Below are 17434 nucleotides of genomic sequence, written 5' to 3' on the forward strand. Positions count from 1 at the left end.
ACATCCTCCTATATTGGCTTGCGTGTTGTGCGGCAATCGGTTTTGCCGTTTCCCGAAACAAGGCACCGATGCATGGCACTGAAATTCGATACCGGCTTCGACCCCTTCTATGGCCAGGGGGTGAATGTCGCGCCCGATGTCCAGCGCATCACGGCCCGCAATCCAAGCCCCTTCACCTTTCACGGCACCAACAGCTACGTTGTTGGCCGCGATACGCTGGCGGTGATCGATCCGGGGCCGGAGGACGAGGCGCATCTGCGGACCCTGATCGAGGTGATCGCCGGCCGGCCGGTCAGCCATATCTTCGTCAGCCACACGCATCGCGACCACTCCCCGCTGGCGGCCCGGCTGAAAGAGCGCACCGGCGCCCTCGTGCTGGCAGAGGGGCCGCACCGGCCGGCAAGAGCCCTGCATATCGGCGAGACCAATGCGCTCGATGCCAGTGCCGACACGGCTTTCATCCCTGATGTCGCCCTGCCCGACGGCGAGGTGGTCGACGGCGACGGCTGGTCGATCAGGACGGTTCTGACCCCGGGCCACACCGCCAATCATGCGGCGTTCGCGCTGCAGGGAACCGGCATCCTGTTTTCGGCCGATCATGTCATGGCCTGGGCAACCTCCATCGTCGCCCCGCCGGACGGGGCGATGGCCGACTACATGGCCTCGCTGGACCGCTTGATCGAACGCGGGGACCGCTTGCTGTTGCCAGGACATGGCGGGCCGGTGACAGCACCGCGCGCTTTCATGCGCGGGTTGAAGACGCATCGCAAGATGCGCGAGCGCGCCATTCTGGAGCGGGTCAAAGAGGGGGACCGGACGATCGTGGACATGGTCAAGGCGATCTACAGGGACACCGACCCGCGGCTGCATGGCGCCGCCGGATTGTCGGTGCTTGCCCATCTCGAGGATCTGACGGCGCGCGGCCTGGTCACGACAGACGGCGACCCGGCCATCACCGGTATTTTTGTGCCGGCAAGCTAAGATCGGCGCGAGCTCATCTGCGCCCTTTATACTCTAGAAGCGGCTGGAGCGCTCTGCCGGTTGGGGCGACTTCAAGCCCTGGCAAGAGCATTCAGGATCAGTTGGAAGTAGTGCCGCGGTCTCCAGCGCAACCCGCGAGGCGGTCATGGAGAGGCTCGGCAACACATGCTCCTGCAGCAATTCCTGGCGACTGCGGTCCATATAGTCGTTGAAACCCGCGGTCACGAACGCAAGCGGCACGAAACAAGCGCCTATTTCGCGCGACAGGGTCGCCTCGGGGGCGATGGAATGGTTGAGCACATCCGCGCCCATGCTTCGATAAGCCAAAGCCTCGGCTGGGGTTGTCAGTCGAGGCCCGTAACAATGGGCAGCCACCAACTGCTGCTCGATGCCATGAACCCGGCATTCGGCTGGCCAATGACGGCGGGCCGTCTCAACCAGAACCGCCGCACATCTTGGACATACGATCTGCTTGCCCGAGCAGTCAAAGCTCTGGCGGTCTGGAAGCAGTGAAAAAGGCGTCTGCGTCAGTTCGATGATATCGGCAGTCACCACCATGTCGCCGGGTTGGATCGCTTTGTTGACGGCTCCAACGGTCGAGCAGGCCAGGACTTGCTTTACACCCGCGTTCATCAACACCCAGAACGCCCGGCGATGGCAGGAATGGTCGATATGGTCGCGCGGATTGCCGTGCGAATACATGCACAACGCACGTTTCGTTCTGCCTTCCGCAGTAATCGAGGCATCGAACTCGATCAGCTTCCAGTTGTCGCTGCGGCCGAAAGGCGTTTCAAAACTAATGTCACGCCGCAAGGTGCGCACACCATCGAATTCGATATCTTCCGGGAAGGCCAGCCCCCAGTTTGCCGACCCGGTGATGATGGCCAGTCCTACCTGAGGTATGTCCGCTGCGTGATCCGCCGGATCACTGGCTATCTGATTTGTGAGCATGTTTCCAATTTCAGTCATGATTTTTGGTGTAAAGTCACGATCAAGACGACGACCACGACCATGGCGGTCCACACCGTTGAGATCGCCGCGATGGTCGGATCGATCTGATCGCGCAGAGATATGAACATGAGCTTCGGCAGCGTGCTATTTTGACCACTCGAGACGAAGATCGAAATGACGGATTCGTCGAGTGATGTCAGGAAGGCCATCAATATGGCCGACAGCAGACTGATCTGAAGCTGCGGGACAATTATGCCGCCGATGGCTCTCGCCCAGTTCGCGCCGAGGCTGCGCGCCGCCTGAACCTGGTTCCAGTCAAAGCGGGCCAGAGCGGGCAACAGCACAATGCACACGACAGGAATGGCCAACACCACATGCCCGACCAGCACGCCGAATAGCGTTCCGACCAGATGTTGCGCCGCCAGCACAAAGAAGAGACCGATCGCAAGCAGGATTCCTGGCACGATGGACGGGGTGAGCAGAATGCCCTGAATGGTAACAGCGGCCTTTCCGCCGAGCCGATTTATCGAAATGCAGGCCAGCAGCCCCAAGGGTACCGCGAGCATAGCTGTCAATGTTCCAAGAATCAGGCTCGTCCTGAGCGCGGCCATCCACGTCGCCGAACCGAAAAAATGATCGTACCAGCGCAATGAATATGCGCGCGGCGGGAACTCGAGAAGGTCGGACGCCGAAAAGGACAGCGGCACGACCACGAGCGTTGGCAGCATCAAGAACACCATCACGAGTGCGGAAAAGCCCCACAGACAGATGCGGGACAGCCTGTTGTCCGGATAGGCCTCAAGCATGGGACGCACCGTCGCGCGTCAGCAGTCGCCGTGCCGACAGGAACATCACACCGATCAGCGCCATGACAACGAGGAGCAGAATGCCCAGGACGCTCGCCGACCCCCAATCCTGAAAGGTCGATAGCGTGCGCTCGATCCGGGTGGAGAGAGGATTTACCTTGCCGCCGCCCAGCACCGCCGGCGTGATGAAGAAGCCGAGCGTATAGATGAAGACGATGATCGACCCCGAGAAGATGCCGCCGGCCGAAAGCGGCAGAATGACCGTGCGGATCGTTTGCCCGAGAGTGGCGCCCATGCTCGCCGCCGCACGAATGAGGTTGGCGTCGATATCGCGCATCGCGGCATAAACCGGCAGCAGAAAGAGCGGCAGCATGTAGTGAACCATGCCGATCAGCGTTCCCGTGAAATTGTAGACCAGCGGCAATGGCTCAGCTGTCAGGCCTGAACCCGTCAAAGTTGCGTTGATCAGGCCATCGCGCCGCAACAGCACCAGCCAGCCATAGGTGCGCACCAGAATGGAGGTCCACAATGGCAGCATGACGAAGGCCATCAGCAAATTGGCCACCCTAGGTCTGGCGCTGGCCAGGGCGAGCGCCAGGGGAGTACCGAGAAGAATGCAGATCGCCAGCGTGCCCAGGGACAATTCAAGGGTTGTGACCAGTGCCGACCATGTCAGCCCGCTCGAAAGCACCTTCTCGTAGTTGCCGACGGTGTACTCGCCCCCCGTGGTCAGGAAGGATTGCCGGATGATCCATAGGATAGGCAGTATCGCCGCCATACCGACGATGAACAGCGCAGGCAGTGAAAGCGAGAGGAAGAACCGCCGCTCGCGTCGCGCGTCTGCCGCAAGCGCGGGATTCGCCATGACGGTCACGCCCTAGCCCCTGGCATCGCGTGAACTTTTGCGGCTGGTGCAAAGGCGGTCATCGACTGGCCGGTGGCAAGCTCGGCGCAGCCGCTGGCCAGGGCTGCCGGAATGCAGACAAGAACTTCTTGCCCGCCGTCCAGCACAAGCGTCAGAAGCCAGTTCTCGCCGCGAAACACCTTGGCGCGCAGTGTTCCTTCGAGCGCGACGCCATCTCGTCCGACGAGCTTTGCATCAAGATGGAAGCTTTCCGCGCGGATCATCAGGGCTTCGGGCGATGTATCGGCGCCGTCGATTCTGCGCACGAGGCCTGGGGCTATAATGTTGGCCTCGCCTAGGAATTCCGCGACGAAGCGGGTCGATGGATGATGATAAATCCGCTGTGGCGTATCAATCTGCTGGATACGGCCGGAATCCATGACCGCGACCCTGTCAGACATAATCAGCGCTTCGCGCTGGTCATGCGTCACATAGATGGTTGTGATCCCCAAATCATCGTGCAGACGTCTGATTTCATACTGCATGGTTTCGCGCAGACTCTTGTCGAGCGCCGACAACGGCTCGTCCATCAGCATCACGCGTGGTTCGAAGACGATCGCCCGCGCCAGTGCTACCCGCTGGCGCTGTCCGCCCGATAGCGCGGCAATGTTGCGCTCCGACAGACCTTCCAGCTTGACGCGGGCCAACGCCTCAAACGCCCGCTTTCGGACCTCAGATCTCGGCGTCTTGCGCAGTACCAGCGGGTACTCGACATTCGCGAGGACGTTCATGTGGGGAAACAGGGCATAGTTCTGGAACACGATGCCGATGTCGCGCTTGTTGGGCGCCAGGCGGGTGATGTCCCGATCCCCCAACAAGAGTTTGCCGGAATCTGGCCGGACAAATCCGGCCAAGGCCATGAGCAAGGTCGTCTTGCCCGACCCCGATGGGCCTAGCAGCGTGAGGAATTCGCCAGCCTTGATGTCGAGCGAAACATCGTCCAGCGCGACGTAGGTCCCATAGGTTTTGCGAACGCTGTCGATGGTGATCGCGAGCGACTTCATCATGTGCTCCAGCCCTAGAGCCGATGTATTCGAAGCTTAGCGGCTCATCATTTCATCGAAGGCCCTCTGGGCAGCCTCGCCGTTCTTGACCCACCAATCCGCGTTCGAGAACACCGAAGTGCCGGCATTTTCAGGCGCGGTCGCAAGGGTCTTCAGACGGTCCGCGGGAATAAGGCCACCCTCATAGCCAGCAGGGTTGACCGGGCCGTAAGCGATGAAATCGGTCAGCTTGGCCACGCGCGCAGGCTGTGTCATCGCAGCTATCAGCTTCATGGCCGCTTCCTTGTTCGGCGCCCCCTTCGGCACTCCAAGACAGTCAGTGCCAATGACGGAACCCTTGAACGTGTAGTCGGCCGCGCCGCCATCTTTTTTCACTGTCTCCGCCCGACCGTTCCAGGTAACGATCAAATCCGCCTCACCGTCTTTCAGCAACTGCGCCGACTGAGCGCCCGAGGTCCACCACACCGAGACATTTGGTTTGATTGCTTCGAGCCGCTTGATGGCGCGATCCAGACCCTCCGGCGTGCCGAGCACGGGATAAATGTCCGCCGGCGCCACGCCGTCGGAGAGCAGTGCGATCTCGATCGAGTCTTGAGCATTGGCGCGCAGCGCGCGACGACCAGGAAACTTGGCAACATCCCAGAATTCCGCCCACGTCTTCGGCGGGTTCTCGCCGTATGTCTTGGTATTCCATGACATGACGGTGCCATAGGAGTCGAACGGATAGCAGTAGTCGGACTTTGCGCCATCTGGCACCGACTTTGGGTCGATAATCTTGTAGTCGAGAGGCTCCAGCAGCGATTGTGCGGCAGCCTGTGCGCCTTCCGGTGAGCCAAGGTGAATGACGTCGGTCGTGATAGCCCCCGAGGTGACCTGCATCTTCAAGGCGGCTAGGCCGTCGCTTAGGGTCTCCTCGCGGACATCGTATCCAAGCTCTTTTGCAGCAGGACCCCACATAGCTTCCTTCATGGCGTTACCATAGTCGCCACCCGCTGTCGTAATGGTGACTGTTTGAGCATGGGCGGGCAAAGCAGCCGAGATTGCAAATGCTGCTAAGGAAATGCGTAGCCAAGACATAGGTTCTCCTCCCGAAATTATGAAATGTCGCTCAAAAGCGCCGTTTCTCTTTAATCGTAACGTTACGATTGCACTCAATCTAAACCGAGTCAAGCTGCTTCCCCAAGGAGTTAGGATTGACCGGGATATCGAATCCGGTAACGTCACGGCGCTTCAGCAGGAAATTCAGCCGGCGATTTAGCAATGAAGGCGGGCGACAATGGCCAATCTAAAACAGCTCGCGGTGGAACTTTCCCTTTCGGTGACGACGGTTTCCCGCGCTCTGAAGGACGGACCAGAAGTCCATCCCTTGACCATTGCACGCGTAAAAGACGCGGCGAAACGGGCCGGTTATCTGCCAAACCATCATGGCTACGCGCTCAAAACCGGCCGAACGCTGACGTTAACGGCAGTATACCCGATGGAGACACAAGACCATCTGTCCGATCTATTGAAGCTTCCCTTGATCGAGGGCATGACGCTGGCGGCGCGGCAAGCGGGTTATAGTCTCTCCATCTATTCCACCACTCCCGATGACGATCCTGTCGAGAGTGTGCAGCGGCAGCTTCAAGCGCGCAGCACAGACGGACTGATCATCACGCGCATGGTGTCGGGCGATCCGCGAGTCAAGCTGCTGCTGGATGCAGGCATGCCATTCGTCACATTCGGAAGAACGGACCTGAACGTCGCATATCCTTACGTTGATATCGACAACGAACAGATTGCCTACGAGGCGACCCGACGGCTGATGGATAAGGGCTGTCGACGCATTGCATTGCAACTTCTCGTTCCGGAAGATCAGGCGAGTGCCATGCGTCTTGCCGGGTATCAAAGGGCGCTGGCCGAGGCCGGTATTCCGATCGACCAATCGCTGATCGGTCACGGCATGTTCACGATGGAATCGAGCGCAGGCTGGTTCGATCGCCTACTGGCGTCGTCAGATCGGCCGACCGGCTTGGCATGCGCCAACGAACTGGGCCTTCTCGGGGCGTTACATGCTCTTGGCAGAAGAGGTCTTGTGCCAGGGAGCGACGTCCACATCGTCGCTCGTGACAGCACGCGGCTTGCACGCTTCCTGCCGGCAAAGATCGGCGTTCATTTCGTGGATATGGCCGGGGTTGGACGCAAACTCATCGAGGTCCTGGAGAGCCGGATCATCGATCCGCTTGGCCCGGTCTCGACGATCTTGTTGCAGGGGAGATACGAGCCCGCTGAATAGTCTATCCGCAGACCCAACTTGCATTCCGCTGCGACATACGGATCCGCCTGACTACAACCCGGTTCTGAAAGTCACTCGGCTGGCGCGGCGCCGACCTGACCGGCGACTTCCTGGTCGAGCTCCGCCAGGAATTCGGTGATGCGCGCGGCATTGTCGCCAAGGTCGTAGCGGCCGTAGCGGGATGCCGACCGCATATCGACGATGACCGTGTCGCCATCGTCCGTCACGCGGATCGCCACATCGGCGGGAAGGCCGATCACGAAGCCCTTGGCGACGGCGGTGATGGTCACCTCGCTTTGCCCGGCGAGATCGGGATAGGGCTCCGACAGCTCCCAGTCGCGCCGGTCGAGTACGGTTTCGACGGCATTGACGACAGTCTCGAACGGCAGGTCGTAGCTGCGTGCGCTGACCAGCGGATAGCTATCGGCCTGCAGCCGCTGTTCGCCAGGCGTCGACGGCGCAAGCACGTTCATATCCTTCGTCCGGTCGCTCACGTCGAGCGCCGGCGGTTCGTCGAAATCCGTCGAGATATCCCTGAGCGGCGGATAGATCGTCGCCCAGTAGGCGGCGACGCCGTAGGGTGCGAGCACCAGCAGTGCCAGCAGCGCGCCGACCGTCAGGTCGCGGCCGCCGCGGTCGCCGAAATTCCACAGCCGCGAAAAGGCAAACCCGGCAAACAACAGCGCCATCGCCGCCAGCAGCGCGACAATGCCGAGCACCCACAGAAAGACAGGTGTTTCGACGAGATCGAAGCGATGGCCCACAAAGACCGTCAGCAGCAGCACCAACGAAAAAGCGGCCGTGCGCCGCGACCAGCCGGCCGCCTTCGACGTTTGCCGTTCAGGAATGCTAGCCATCGTTTTCCGTGCTGCCCCAACCCGAACGGAGACTTAGTGCCTTTTTGCGATGGCATGAAGCCGAAACATGCGACATCGCGTCAATCGGTCGGCAAGCGATAGTCCTTGAATTGCTGGCGCAAGGTGATCTTCTGGATCTTGCCGGTTGCGGTGTGCGGAATTTCGCCGACGAAAGCGACATCGTCCGGCATCCACCATTTGGCCACCTTGCCATCCATGAACCCGAGAATGTCAGCCTTGGTCGGCTCCTTGCCCGGTTTGCGGACGACGACCAGCAGCGGCCGTTCGCCCCATTTCGAATGCTGAACGCCGATGGCTGCCGCCTCGGCGACATCGGGATGGCCGACAGCCAGGTTCTCGAGGTCGATGGTCGAAATCCATTCGCCGCCGGATTTGATGACGTCCTTGGCGCGGTCGGTGATCTGCATGTAGCCGCCGGCGTCGATGTGGGCGACGTCGCCAGTGTCGAACCAGCCATCCTCATCGAACTGCTCCACGCCGGCGTCGCCATAATAGGCACGGGCAACGGCCGGCCCACGCACTTTCAGGCGGCCAAAAGTCTTGCCGTCCCAGGGCTGCTCGTTGTTGTCGTCGTCGGTCACCTTCATTTCGACGCCGAAGGGCGGGTAGCCCTGTTTCTGCTGGACGTCGAGCCGGGCTTCGCCCTCAAGACCAGCATGGTCCGGCTTCAGGGTACACAGCGTGCCGAGCGGCGACATTTCGGTCATGCCCCAGGCGTGGATAACCTGGACATCGTAGTTCTGCTGAAACTTCGTCATGATCGCGCGCGGGCACGACGAGCCGCCGATGACAACCTTGTTGAGATAGGGAAGCTTCTTGCCGGTCTCCTCCAGATGCTGCAGCAGCATCATCCAGACGGTCGGCACGGCGGCGCTGAAGGTCACCTTCTCGGTGTCGAGCAGCTCATAGATCGACGCGCCATCCATCTTGCAGCCGGGCATGACCAGCTTGGCACCGATCATCGGCCCGCTCTGGCCAAGGCCCCAGGCATTGGCGTGAAACATCGGCACGACAGGCAGGATCGTATCGCGCGACGACAGCCCCATGGCGTCGGGCATGGCAGCGATCATGGCGTGCAGCACGTTCGAACGATGGCTGTAGACGACGCCCTTGGGATCGCCCGTGGTCCCGGACGTGTAACACATACCGGCGGCGGTGCTTTCGTCGAAGGTCTTCCAGGCGAAGTCGCCATCCGCCTTGTCAAGCCAATCTTCATAGGCGACCGCGTTGGGCAATGTCGTCGGCGGCATATGCGCCCTGTCGGTCAGCACGATCACCTGTTTCAGCGATCCTACGGCGCCGGCGATTTTCTCGAGCAGCGGCACGAAGGTCAGGTCGACGAAGACTGCCTTGTCCTCGGCATGGTTCATGATCCAGACGATCTGCTCGGGAAACAGCCGCGGATTGAGCGTGTGGTAGATGGCGCCGATGCCCATGATGCCGTACCAGGCCTCGATATGGCGTGCGGTGTTCCAGGCCAGCGTCGCGATGCGGTCGCCCAGCCCATAGCCGTCGCGCTCGAGCCGCTGGGCGACCTTCAGGGCACGTTGATGGATGTCCGCGTAAGTGGTGCGCACGATCGGCCCCTCGATCGAGCGCGTCACGATCTCGCGCACGCCATGCTGCCGCTCGGCATTGTCGATGAGCTTATGGCAAAGCAGTGGCCATTCCTGCATCAGTCCCAGCATTCGATCCTCCCTCACGCTTTTGCGTTGTGCTTTTCGAGCTATTGTGGAGCGAACCGGCGGATTGTCCAGCCGCCAGCACCCCTGAGCGCCGCATTGGTGGAAAACCGCCACAATCCGGCCATCGTCGGCGTTAAGTTTCGTTAACGGGCAAAGGGGTGCGATTGGCGACTGAAAGAGGTTCGCATGGACGCGCAGCTCGACGACAAGGCTCTCGAGAGTACGCATGCCGAAAGTCTGGCCGATGTGGTGCCGGACACAAAGACTGTTTCCGAAGATGAATTTGTTGAAGTTGTCGGCGGCGCGCTGGAAGCGGTCGGCGGCACGCTGCTGTTTAAGATGTGCGTCCAGAATCAGGGCGAGGACCAGCACGTCGCGGCCGCGTCAGTCGGCGATGGCGGAAACCGCCAGTTCCTGCTGCTCACCTTGCCTACCGGCGGCGGTTCCCTGAAGGTCGAGACCGTCTTGAGAAGCAGCAACCCGGTCGCCGGGATCGCTGCCGCCTATGCCGGTCTCATGGACGTGTTCAAGGCCGCTGCCTGACCGCTGACGACAAGTATCTCGACGATTCAAGGGGCGATCCATCGGCGTTGGCTAGGCAGTTTTGCGTGTTGGATGGCGATAGCGGCTTGCGCAATGCGCTTGCGCGACACACCTTAAGTCGACGCAAGGAGAGCCCCCGCATGGATCAGATCGCCAACCCCGCACCCGGTTTCCAACGCAACCCGGACAAAATCATCACTGTCGAGCCCTATGCCGGCACCGTTACCGTGCGTGTCGGAGACGTGGTCATCGCTTCAACAACGAAGGCCAAGGTGCTGACCGAGGCCCCCTATCCGGCGGCCTTCTACATTCCGTTCGCCGACATCGATTTCGGCAAGCTCGGCCGCACCGACCACTCGACCCATTGCCCCTACAAGGGCGATGCAAGCTATTGGAGCGTGCTGCCTGCCGGCGAGACCGGCCAGAACGCCATGTGGGCGTACGAGCGGCCTTTCGACGAAATGGCTGAAATCCGCAACCACGGCGCATTCTACGCAAGCAAGGTCACGATCGAAGCCAAACCGGACTGAGCCAACGCCGAAGGCATCGAGATCCGCTCGGCTGGCCAGTCACTCCGTCGTGCCGTTATTGCCGATGCCCTCGGCATCGTCGAGCCGCACAAAGGTCAAGCCCTTGGCCTTGAGCGCCAGCAGCCCCTGCACCACGCCTTCGCCGGCCGCATGGGTCGGCTGGTTGATGTGCGAGATGATGACGTCGCCATCCTTGGCCGCCGCGATGCGCCGGGCGGTCTCCTTGGCGCCAAGCAAAGAGCCGCCGTCGCCATTTATCGAGAATCCCGCGACCTTGAAGCCAAGCTTGCGGATCATGGCGATTGCCGACGGGCTGTATTCGGCGGTTGCGCCACGAAACCATTTCGGCGCCGGCTCGCCGGTCCCGGTAAGAGCGGCGGCTCCCGATTCGACCTCGGCCAGCACCGCATCCGGGCTGCCGGCGCTGCGAATGCCGTAGATTTTCCGCGGCGTGTCGACCGCCGGGACATGGTGGCCGCCATGATTTTCCAGTTCGAACAGATCGGGATGCGCCCGCATGATCTCGACGGCGGCGGCGTTTCGCTTCAGCCAGATGCCGGTCACGAAAATGGTGGCGGGGATCTTGTTGTCCACCAGCGCCGAAAGGATCCGGTTGTCGGTCTGTCCACCGCACGCGTCGAGCGTAAGCGCCACACGGCCGGCTCCGCTCGCCTGCGACTTGATGTGCAGCGTCGGCTCGACGAGGGGCGCGGCATGGCTGGCGGATGCCATCGCCCACGACAGGGCGATCATGCAGAGATTTTTTTGCAGCAGGCGCATCAAACCGATTCCCGGACCCGTCATTTCAAGCAGGCATCCCAACGACCCGCATGAAGGCGGAAATCGGGATGGCGCATAGCAGAAAAGCGCTCCGCGACAATGTGACCGTTCCTGTGGGCGACAGGTCATTCCACCGCGTCGAGAGCGGTCGTGCATGCGGCGCATGATCTCAGATGGCGTGTCCCAGTTTCATTTCGGTGCGCGAAAGAACCTCGCGCACCGCATCGACCACAGGCTTGACCTCCAGGCCCCAGACGCAGCATGCCTTGCTGGGATCCGGCGCGCGGCAAAGGTCCTCGGCCATGCAGGCGCAAGGCATCGGCGGCTGGAGCGAGATGCTCGGCACGCCGACGGGACCCCAGCGCGACGGCTCCGTCAGACCGAACAGCCCGACAACCGGGGTCCCAGTGGCCGCGGCCATGTGCATCGGGCCGCTCTCATTGCCGAGAAACAGCCGGGCCTGTTTCAGCACCGCCAGCAGGCTTTCAAGCGACAGGTCACCGACGAGACTGACGACCGACGGCGCGGTCCTGGCGACGATGCGTTCGGCGATCTCGCGCTCGTCCGGGCCACCCACCAGGACGACGTCCAGACCAGTCTCGCCGGCGATCTCGACGATCACTGCTGCAAACCGCTCCGGCTGCCAACGTCGCCCCTCGAAGCTTGCCCCCGCATGCACGGCGATGAAGGCGTTTGGCCGCAGATGGTGCTTACCCAGCAGCGCCAATGCTTTCGCCGTCTCCAATGGCAGCGGCTGAAGGTTCGGAATCACCGTGCGAAGCTCGATGCCGAGCGCTTCGAGCGGCGAGAGGTAGCGGTATAGGAAATGCTGGCCATCAAAGCCGTAGGGCTTGGCAAAGACGTTGGCGGGCTGCCGCTCCAGCATACGCAAAGGTCTTTCGGAAGGATTGTAACCGACACGGGTCTTGGCGTTGACGAGCCCGGTGACGATGCGCGACGTCTTCGAATCGCTCAGGTCGATCGTCAAGTCGAATCGGAAGCGGCGCAACGCCCGCACCATCGCGTAAAGCTCCTTCCCGCGCTCCAAGGGCGTTCCGCGCATGCGGTCGCGCCTGAATGCGACCACCTCGGAAGCAATACCATGGGCCATGACGAAGCTTTCGAAGCGAGCCTCGCACAGAAAGACGATGCTGGCGCCGGGGAATTCGAGCCGCAGGTTCTTGGCGAGCGCCGAGGCGAGGACGAGATCGCCTATGAACTTGGTTTGGATGACCAGGATCGAGTGGAACGGCGCGGGAGAAAACTGCAGCATCTGTTTCCGGGAGCAATTTGCGGATGGCCGCAAATTGGGCAGGAACAATGTCGAGATTACGCGACGCCGCCAGCACGTTCGCGTGAATTGCCTTACAAAACGGTAAGCTGGATGGATCCTATCGGCGGCCTGCCTTCGCAACCAGCACCGCCGCCTGCGCGGCCGCCAGCCTGGCGATCGGCACGCGATAGGGCGAACAGGACACGTAGTCGAGGCCGACCTCTTCGCAAAAGCGGATCGAGGCCGGATCGCCGCCATGTTCGCCGCAGATGCCGAGCTTGATGTCTGGCCGCGTCGCCCTGCCCTTTTGCGCGGCCATGCGCACCAGTTCGCCGACGCCGTCGATGTCGAGCGAGACGAACGGGTCCTGATCGATAATGCCCTTCTGGCGGTAGGTTTCCAGGAACGAGGCCGCATCGTCGCGCGAGATGCCGAAGGTCGTCTGGGTGAGGTCGTTGGTGCCGAAGGAGAAGAATTCGGCCGACTCTGCAATGACATGGGCACGGATCGCGGCGCGGGGGAGCTCGATCATGGTTCCCGTGAGGTAATCGATCTTGACGCCGGTTTCCTCCATGACGCTCTTGGCAACCGCATCGATGCGCGCCTTGACGTAATCGAGCTCCTTCACCAGGCCGACCAACGGCACCATGATCTCGGGGACCACCAGGGCGCCGGCCTTCCTGCCGGCCTCCACCGCCGCCTCGAAAATGGCGCGCGCCTGCATCTCGGCGATCTCGGGATAGGAGACAGCCAGGCGGCAGCCGCGATGGCCGAGCATCGGATTGAACTCGTGCAGTGCCTCGGTGCGCTGCCTGAGCTTGTCCGGCGACACCTTCATGGCGGCGGCGACCTCGGCCACCTCCTCCTCGGTCTTCGGCAGGAATTCGTGCAACGGCGGATCGAGCAGGCGGATCGTCACCGGCAGGCCGGCCATGATCTCGAACAGTTCCAGGAAGTCCGAGCGCTGCATGGGCAGAAGCTTGGCAAGTGCAGCGCGCCGGTCCTTTTCGGTGTCTGCCAGGATCATCTCGCGCATGGCGACGATGCGGTCTCCATCGAAGAACATGTGCTCGGTGCGACAAAGGCCGATGCCTTCGGCGCCGAAGGAGCGCGCCATGCGCGCGTCGAGCGGCGTTTCGGCATTGGTGCGCACTTTCATGCGGCGGACCGCGTCCGCCCACTCCATGATGGCGGCGAAATCGCCGGAAAGTTCGGGCTGCAGCATCGGCACGGCGCCCTTCAGCACCTGGCCATTGCCGCCATCAATGGTGACGATGTCGCCCTTGCGGAAGGTCGAGCCCATCGCCATCAGCGTGCCGGCCTTGTAGTCGACACGCAGCGAACCGGCCCCCGAGACGCAAGGCTTGCCCATGCCGCGCGCCACCACCGCGGCGTGGCTGGTCATGCCGCCGCGCGTGGTCAGGATGCCTTCCGCCGCATGCATGCCGTGGATGTCTTCGGGGCTGGTTTCGATGCGCACCAGGATCGCCTTGCGCCCTTGCGTCTTCAAGTCCTCGGCGTCGCCGGAGGAAAAGACGATCTCGCCGGTGGCGGCACCGGGCGACGCCGGCAGTCCGATGCCGATGACGTCGCGCGCGGCCTTGGGGTCGATGGTCGGATGCAGCAACTGGTCGAGCGAGGCCGGGTCGATACGGGCGACGGCTTCCTCTTTCGTGATCAGCCTGTCCTGCGCCATCTCGACGGCGATTTTCAGCGCCGCCTTGGCGGTGCGCTTGCCGGAGCGGGTCTGCAGCATCCACAATTTGCCGCGCTCGATGGTGAATTCGAGATCCTGCATGTCGCGGTAGTGCTTCTCCAGACTGTCGGAGATGGTGACAAAGGACTGGAACGCGTCAGGCATCAGCTTCTGCAGCGACGGCCTGTCCGAGCCAGCTGCGATACGTGCCGCTTCGGTGATGTTCTGCGGCGTGCGGATGCCGGCGACGACGTCCTCGCCCTGCGCGTTCACCAGGAACTCGCCATAGAGCATCTTTTCGCCGGTCGAGGGGTTGCGGGTGAAGGCAACGCCGGTGGCCGAGGTTTCGCCCATATTGCCGAACACCATGGCCTGGACGTTGACCGCCGTGCCCCAGCTTTCGGGAATGTCGTGCAGGCGGCGATAGGTGATGGCGCGGTTGTTCATCCAGCTCGAGAACACGGCTGATATCGCGCCCCAGAGCTGCTCATGCGGATCCTGCGGAAAGGGCCTGCCGAGCTCTTCCTCGACCTTGGCCTTGTAGAGCGCGATGACGCCTTGCCATTCGAGCGCCGTGAGTTCGGTGTCGAGCTCGTGCCCGAGCCCGCCTTTCTGATCCTCCAGGATTTCCTCGAACACCTCATGGTCGAGGCCCATGACGACATCGGAATACATCTGGATGAAGCGGCGGTAGCTGTCATAGGCAAAGCGCGCGTCGCCGGAATCGGCGGCCAGCGCCTCGACCGTCTCGTCGTTCAGGCCGAGATTGAGCACGGTATCCATCATGCCGGGCATCGAGGCGCGAGCGCCCGAACGCACCGACACCAGCAGCAATTTCGACGGATCGCCGAACCGACGGCCGGTCAGCCGGCCGATGTGATCGAGCGCGACCGCGACATCGGCTTCCAACCCGGCCGGATAAATACGGCCGTTGGCGTAGTAGGCGTTGCAGACCTCCGTGGTGATGGTGAAGCCCGGCGGCACCGGCAGCCCCAGGCTGCACATCTCGGCCAGGTTGGCGCCCTTGCCACCCAGGAGATTCCTGTCGCTGGCACGGCCTTCCGCCGCACCATCGCCAAAGGTGAAAACCCATTTGGTCATGCATCGCTCTCCGGTTGCAGGAGATTGGAAAGATTGGCGAAACGGAAAGTTCCGCCGGTCCGTCCTTGGAGCGATATGATGCTGCAGTGCGAAACGCAAGGCATCGGGAAAGCCGCCCGGCCACTACAATCGATTAAGCAAAGCCGTGCCCCAGCATGCGGCAAAAAGACTTGCCATGTCAGGAATTCTGGAGGAGAACATACAGTGAACAAACAGGTGCGCCATGAAACTGCCCGGAAAACTCGACTATCTGGAAATGCCCGCGACCGGTGGAACGCTGGACCGGCTGAAGGCTTTCTACAGTACCGCCTTTGCCTGGTCGTTCACCGATTATGGGCCGACCTATTCGGCCTTTGCCGAAGGCCTGGACGGAGGCTTCCAGGCAGATGCCGCGGAAGCGCCATCAAAGCCGCTGCCCGTGCTCTACAGCAGGGATCTGGGGCAAACCCTCGACGCTGTCGAAAGCGCCGGCGGCACGATCGTCAAACCGATCTTCCCGTTCCCCGGCGGCCGGCGCTTCCACTTCGTCGATCCAGCCGGAAACGAGATGGCGGTGTGGTCCGAATAGCCCGCTGCATATCATTTGCCGGCGCTGCGTTGCCTGCCTAATTCGAGCGTTCCAACCGTCACTCATAAGGATTGTGCTTTTTGGCTGCTCTGCTAATAACGCGCCGCACAAGCGACTCTGACGGCAATTGGGGCGTCGCCAAGTGGTAAGGCATCGGTTTTTGGTACCGACATTCCCAGGTTCGAATCCTGGCGCCCCAGCCAATCACTTTTTTTCTGGTGATGGCAGCGCGCTTGCCCACAGCCCAGGCATGCCAGTGTCGTTGCAGACCAGCTTGGTGCCGTTCTCCTCCGACAGGGGGGCGTGCTCGACCAAGCAGTCCATTCCAACCCGCGCCGCTTTCTGCTTGAATGACCCTCGACGTCCCGCAACGGAGCATCGGCCTATCTCAAACGATCCCTTCGCTTCCTTGCAGCAACGTTTCCTTGCCCGGTGTGCGGATCGGCTCGTGGAGTTGAAGGCCGCCCGTGAGAGGAGGGCTGTGCCCGGCAGCAGTTCCGGCGATACGCTGATCGGGATCGCTCACTCGCTGGCGGGTGGGGCCGGAACGTTCGGCTTTCCGGATATCAGCGTGCGAGCGTCCGAGCTTGAGACGTTGCTGATCGAGCGGTCGGATGTCGCACATACTGCGCTCGATGCGCTTATTGCGGAGATCGAGCGGACGCTGAAGTGACTCAACCGAAGAGGCTCACTTCTTCGGTCCAGTCAGGCCGGTCCTGGTCATCTCGCCCCAGCTCTGGTCGTCGCGCAGATACTGCCACCAGCCCTTCACGCGCCAGAAATTGTTGAGCTGGCGGTAGCCGAAATTCTCGATCACCGCCACGGCCGTGAGTACGGCAAGGTCCCGCGCGCGCGGAAAACGCTGAAGCTCGGCTTCTTCGAGAACCAGCGAACACACGCTCACGCAAACGCCGTAGGTGAAAACCAGCGACGTGAATGCCAAGAGATATTCGGTCGAGAGGATGCCGAGTAGCCAGAAGGCCGGGATCAGCACATAGCCCAGTACCTCCGATATCGGCCCGAGCACATCGACAATCAGTATGTGGCCAAATCCGAGGAAGCCGACCCGCCCATAGCGGGGGTTGAAGAGCATGGAGCGGTAGCGGAAGAAGCACTCGAGCGCACCGCGCTGCCAGCGCGTGCGTTGCCTGGCCAGAACGCGCAGTGACTCGGGTGCTTCTGTCCAGCACACCGGCTCCGGAATGAACTGGATGCGGTATTTGCGTTTGGTGTCCATCATGTGGCGATGCAGCTTGATCACAAGGTCCATGTCCTCGCCCATCGATCCCTTGGTGAAGCCGCCAACCGCCACCACTTCGGCGCGGCGGAACACGCCGAAGGCGCCGGACACCAGCATCAACGTGTTGATGCGGCTCCAGGCCAGCCGTGCCATAAGGAAGGCCCGCAGATATTCGACTACTTGGAGCAGTGCCAGCAACCGGCTGGGGAGGCGGATCTC

The 17434-nt window shown here is 61.7% G+C and carries 17 protein-coding genes and 1 tRNA gene; 7 read left to right on the plus strand and 11 right to left on the minus strand.

Translation table 11 applies throughout. The features are described 5' to 3' along the window. The first annotated feature begins 72 nt into the window (after window positions 1-72). Complete coding sequence (locus EOB49_RS14775) at window positions 73-981, plus strand: MBL fold metallo-hydrolase (RefSeq protein ID WP_127327126.1); 909 nt, start codon at window positions 73-75, stop codon at window positions 979-981. 33 nt (window positions 982-1014) lie between these two features. On the opposite strand, the gene EOB49_RS14780 is transcribed toward EOB49_RS14775, so the two are convergent. From EOB49_RS14780 to EOB49_RS14800, 5 genes are read right to left on the minus strand one after another with little or no spacing between them, the layout of a single operon-like run. After that, window positions 1015-1932 (minus strand): 5'-methylthioadenosine phosphorylase, encoded by a 918-nt coding sequence (locus EOB49_RS14780; RefSeq protein ID WP_127381394.1) that lies wholly within the window; start codon window positions 1930-1932, stop codon window positions 1015-1017. Window positions 1933-1946: 14 nt separating this feature from the next. Further along, window positions 1947-2738, minus strand: a complete 792-nt coding sequence (locus EOB49_RS14785) for an ABC transporter permease (RefSeq protein WP_127381382.1) — start codon at window positions 2736-2738, stop codon at window positions 1947-1949. After that, entirely contained in the window at window positions 2731-3612 is an 882-nt protein-coding gene (locus EOB49_RS14790; protein WP_127327124.1) for an ABC transporter permease, read from the minus strand. The genes EOB49_RS14785 and EOB49_RS14790 overlap by 8 nt, the downstream gene beginning before the upstream one ends. Next, entirely contained in the window at window positions 3609-4646 is a 1038-nt protein-coding gene (locus EOB49_RS14795; protein WP_127381383.1) for an ABC transporter ATP-binding protein, read from the minus strand. Before EOB49_RS14795 ends, EOB49_RS14790 begins: the two co-directional genes overlap by 4 nt. Window positions 4647-4682: 36 nt before the next feature. Then, a complete protein-coding gene (locus EOB49_RS14800; protein ID WP_127327122.1) occupies window positions 4683-5723 on the minus strand; it encodes an ABC transporter substrate-binding protein in 1041 nt (346 codons plus the stop codon). A gap of 199 nt (window positions 5724-5922) precedes the next feature. Here EOB49_RS14800 and EOB49_RS14805 point away from each other — a divergent pair, with 199 nt between their 5' ends. Further along, complete coding sequence (locus EOB49_RS14805) at window positions 5923-6921, plus strand: LacI family DNA-binding transcriptional regulator (protein ID WP_127327121.1); 999 nt, start codon at window positions 5923-5925, stop codon at window positions 6919-6921. A 71-nt stretch (window positions 6922-6992) separates the two neighbouring features. Here EOB49_RS14805 and EOB49_RS14810 read toward each other — a convergent pair whose 3' ends face one another. Together EOB49_RS14810 and EOB49_RS14815 are read right to left on the minus strand one after the other, a co-directional pair. Next, window positions 6993-7778: a DUF1499 domain-containing protein gene (locus EOB49_RS14810; RefSeq protein ID WP_127320898.1), complete on the minus strand. Its 786-nt coding sequence runs from the start codon at window positions 7776-7778 to the stop codon at window positions 6993-6995. 80 nt (window positions 7779-7858) lie between these two features. Next, the gene (locus EOB49_RS14815) at window positions 7859-9487 is read right to left on the minus strand and encodes a fatty-acid--CoA ligase (protein WP_127381384.1); all 1629 of its coding nucleotides are present in this window, start codon (window positions 9485-9487) and stop codon (window positions 7859-7861) included. 183 nt (window positions 9488-9670) lie between these two features. Between EOB49_RS14815 and EOB49_RS14820 the strand changes: the two genes are divergently transcribed. Then, window positions 9671-10027: a hypothetical protein gene (locus EOB49_RS14820; RefSeq protein WP_127381385.1), complete on the plus strand. Its 357-nt coding sequence runs from the start codon at window positions 9671-9673 to the stop codon at window positions 10025-10027. Between the two features lie 140 nt (window positions 10028-10167). Then, window positions 10168-10557 (plus strand): DUF427 domain-containing protein, encoded by a 390-nt coding sequence (locus EOB49_RS14825; protein WP_127270456.1) that lies wholly within the window; start codon window positions 10168-10170, stop codon window positions 10555-10557. Window positions 10558-10596: 39 nt separating this feature from the next. Here the strand turns inward: EOB49_RS14825 and EOB49_RS14830 are convergent, their stop codons facing one another. From EOB49_RS14830 to ppdK, 3 genes are all read right to left on the minus strand, one after another. Beyond that, window positions 10597-11337 (minus strand): polysaccharide deacetylase family protein, encoded by a 741-nt coding sequence (locus EOB49_RS14830; protein WP_127381386.1) that lies wholly within the window; start codon window positions 11335-11337, stop codon window positions 10597-10599. 169 nt (window positions 11338-11506) lie between these two features. After that, a complete protein-coding gene (locus EOB49_RS14835) occupies window positions 11507-12610 on the minus strand; it encodes a glycosyltransferase family 9 protein (RefSeq protein WP_127381387.1) in 1104 nt (367 codons plus the stop codon). Window positions 12611-12728: 118 nt separating this feature from the next. Beyond that, window positions 12729-15407 (minus strand): pyruvate, phosphate dikinase, encoded by a 2679-nt coding sequence (ppdK, locus tag EOB49_RS14840; protein WP_127381388.1) that lies wholly within the window; start codon window positions 15405-15407, stop codon window positions 12729-12731. Between the two features lie 223 nt (window positions 15408-15630). Here ppdK and EOB49_RS14845 point away from each other — a divergent pair, with 223 nt between their 5' ends. From EOB49_RS14845 to EOB49_RS38630, 3 genes are all read left to right on the plus strand, one after another. Further along, a complete protein-coding gene (locus EOB49_RS14845) occupies window positions 15631-15975 on the plus strand; it encodes a VOC family protein (protein WP_127381389.1) in 345 nt (114 codons plus the stop codon). Window positions 15976-16103: 128 nt separating this feature from the next. Then, window positions 16104-16178: transfer RNA gene (locus EOB49_RS14850), tRNA-Gln, on the plus strand. A gap of 47 nt (window positions 16179-16225) precedes the next feature. Further along, entirely contained in the window at window positions 16226-16648 is a 423-nt protein-coding gene (locus EOB49_RS38630) for an Hpt domain-containing protein (protein ID WP_127327114.1), read from the plus strand. Between the two features lie 15 nt (window positions 16649-16663). Here EOB49_RS38630 and EOB49_RS37625 read toward each other — a convergent pair. Beyond that, on the minus strand, window positions 16664-17434 hold a 771-nt coding region (locus EOB49_RS37625; protein WP_245472708.1), incomplete at its 5' end, for a glycosyltransferase family 2 protein.

The sequence above is a fragment of the Mesorhizobium sp. M7A.F.Ca.MR.148.00.0.0 genome (genome assembly GCF_003997735.1).
Classification (GTDB): Bacteria; Pseudomonadota; Alphaproteobacteria; order Rhizobiales; family Rhizobiaceae; genus Mesorhizobium.

Coding starts and splice junctions, on each gene's coding strand:
- EOB49_RS14815 (WP_127381384.1), bottom strand. CDS start 9,487: ATGCTGGGACTGATGCAGGAATGGCCACTGCTTTGCCATAAGCTCATC.
- EOB49_RS14820 (WP_127381385.1), top strand. CDS start 9,671: ATGGACGCGCAGCTCGACGACAAGGCTCTCGAGAGTACGCATGCCGAA.
- EOB49_RS14780 (WP_127381394.1), bottom strand. CDS start 1,932: ATGCTCACAAATCAGATAGCCAGTGATCCGGCGGATCACGCAGCGGAC.
- EOB49_RS38630 (WP_127327114.1), top strand. CDS start 16,226: ATGCCAGTGTCGTTGCAGACCAGCTTGGTGCCGTTCTCCTCCGACAGG.
- EOB49_RS14785 (WP_127381382.1), bottom strand. CDS start 2,738: ATGCTTGAGGCCTATCCGGACAACAGGCTGTCCCGCATCTGTCTGTGG.
- EOB49_RS14825 (WP_127270456.1), top strand. CDS start 10,168: ATGGATCAGATCGCCAACCCCGCACCCGGTTTCCAACGCAACCCGGAC.
- EOB49_RS14800 (WP_127327122.1), bottom strand. CDS start 5,723: ATGTCTTGGCTACGCATTTCCTTAGCAGCATTTGCAATCTCGGCTGCT.
- EOB49_RS14810 (WP_127320898.1), bottom strand. CDS start 7,778: ATGGCTAGCATTCCTGAACGGCAAACGTCGAAGGCGGCCGGCTGGTCG.
- EOB49_RS14835 (WP_127381387.1), bottom strand. CDS start 12,610: ATGCTGCAGTTTTCTCCCGCGCCGTTCCACTCGATCCTGGTCATCCAA.
- ppdK (WP_127381388.1), bottom strand. CDS start 15,407: ATGACCAAATGGGTTTTCACCTTTGGCGATGGTGCGGCGGAAGGCCGT.
- EOB49_RS14805 (WP_127327121.1), top strand. CDS start 5,923: ATGGCCAATCTAAAACAGCTCGCGGTGGAACTTTCCCTTTCGGTGACG.
- EOB49_RS14845 (WP_127381389.1), top strand. CDS start 15,631: ATGAAACTGCCCGGAAAACTCGACTATCTGGAAATGCCCGCGACCGGT.
- EOB49_RS14830 (WP_127381386.1), bottom strand. CDS start 11,337: ATGCGCCTGCTGCAAAAAAATCTCTGCATGATCGCCCTGTCGTGGGCG.
- EOB49_RS14775 (WP_127327126.1), top strand. CDS start 73: ATGGCACTGAAATTCGATACCGGCTTCGACCCCTTCTATGGCCAGGGG.
- EOB49_RS14795 (WP_127381383.1), bottom strand. CDS start 4,646: ATGAAGTCGCTCGCGATCACCATCGACAGCGTTCGCAAAACCTATGGG.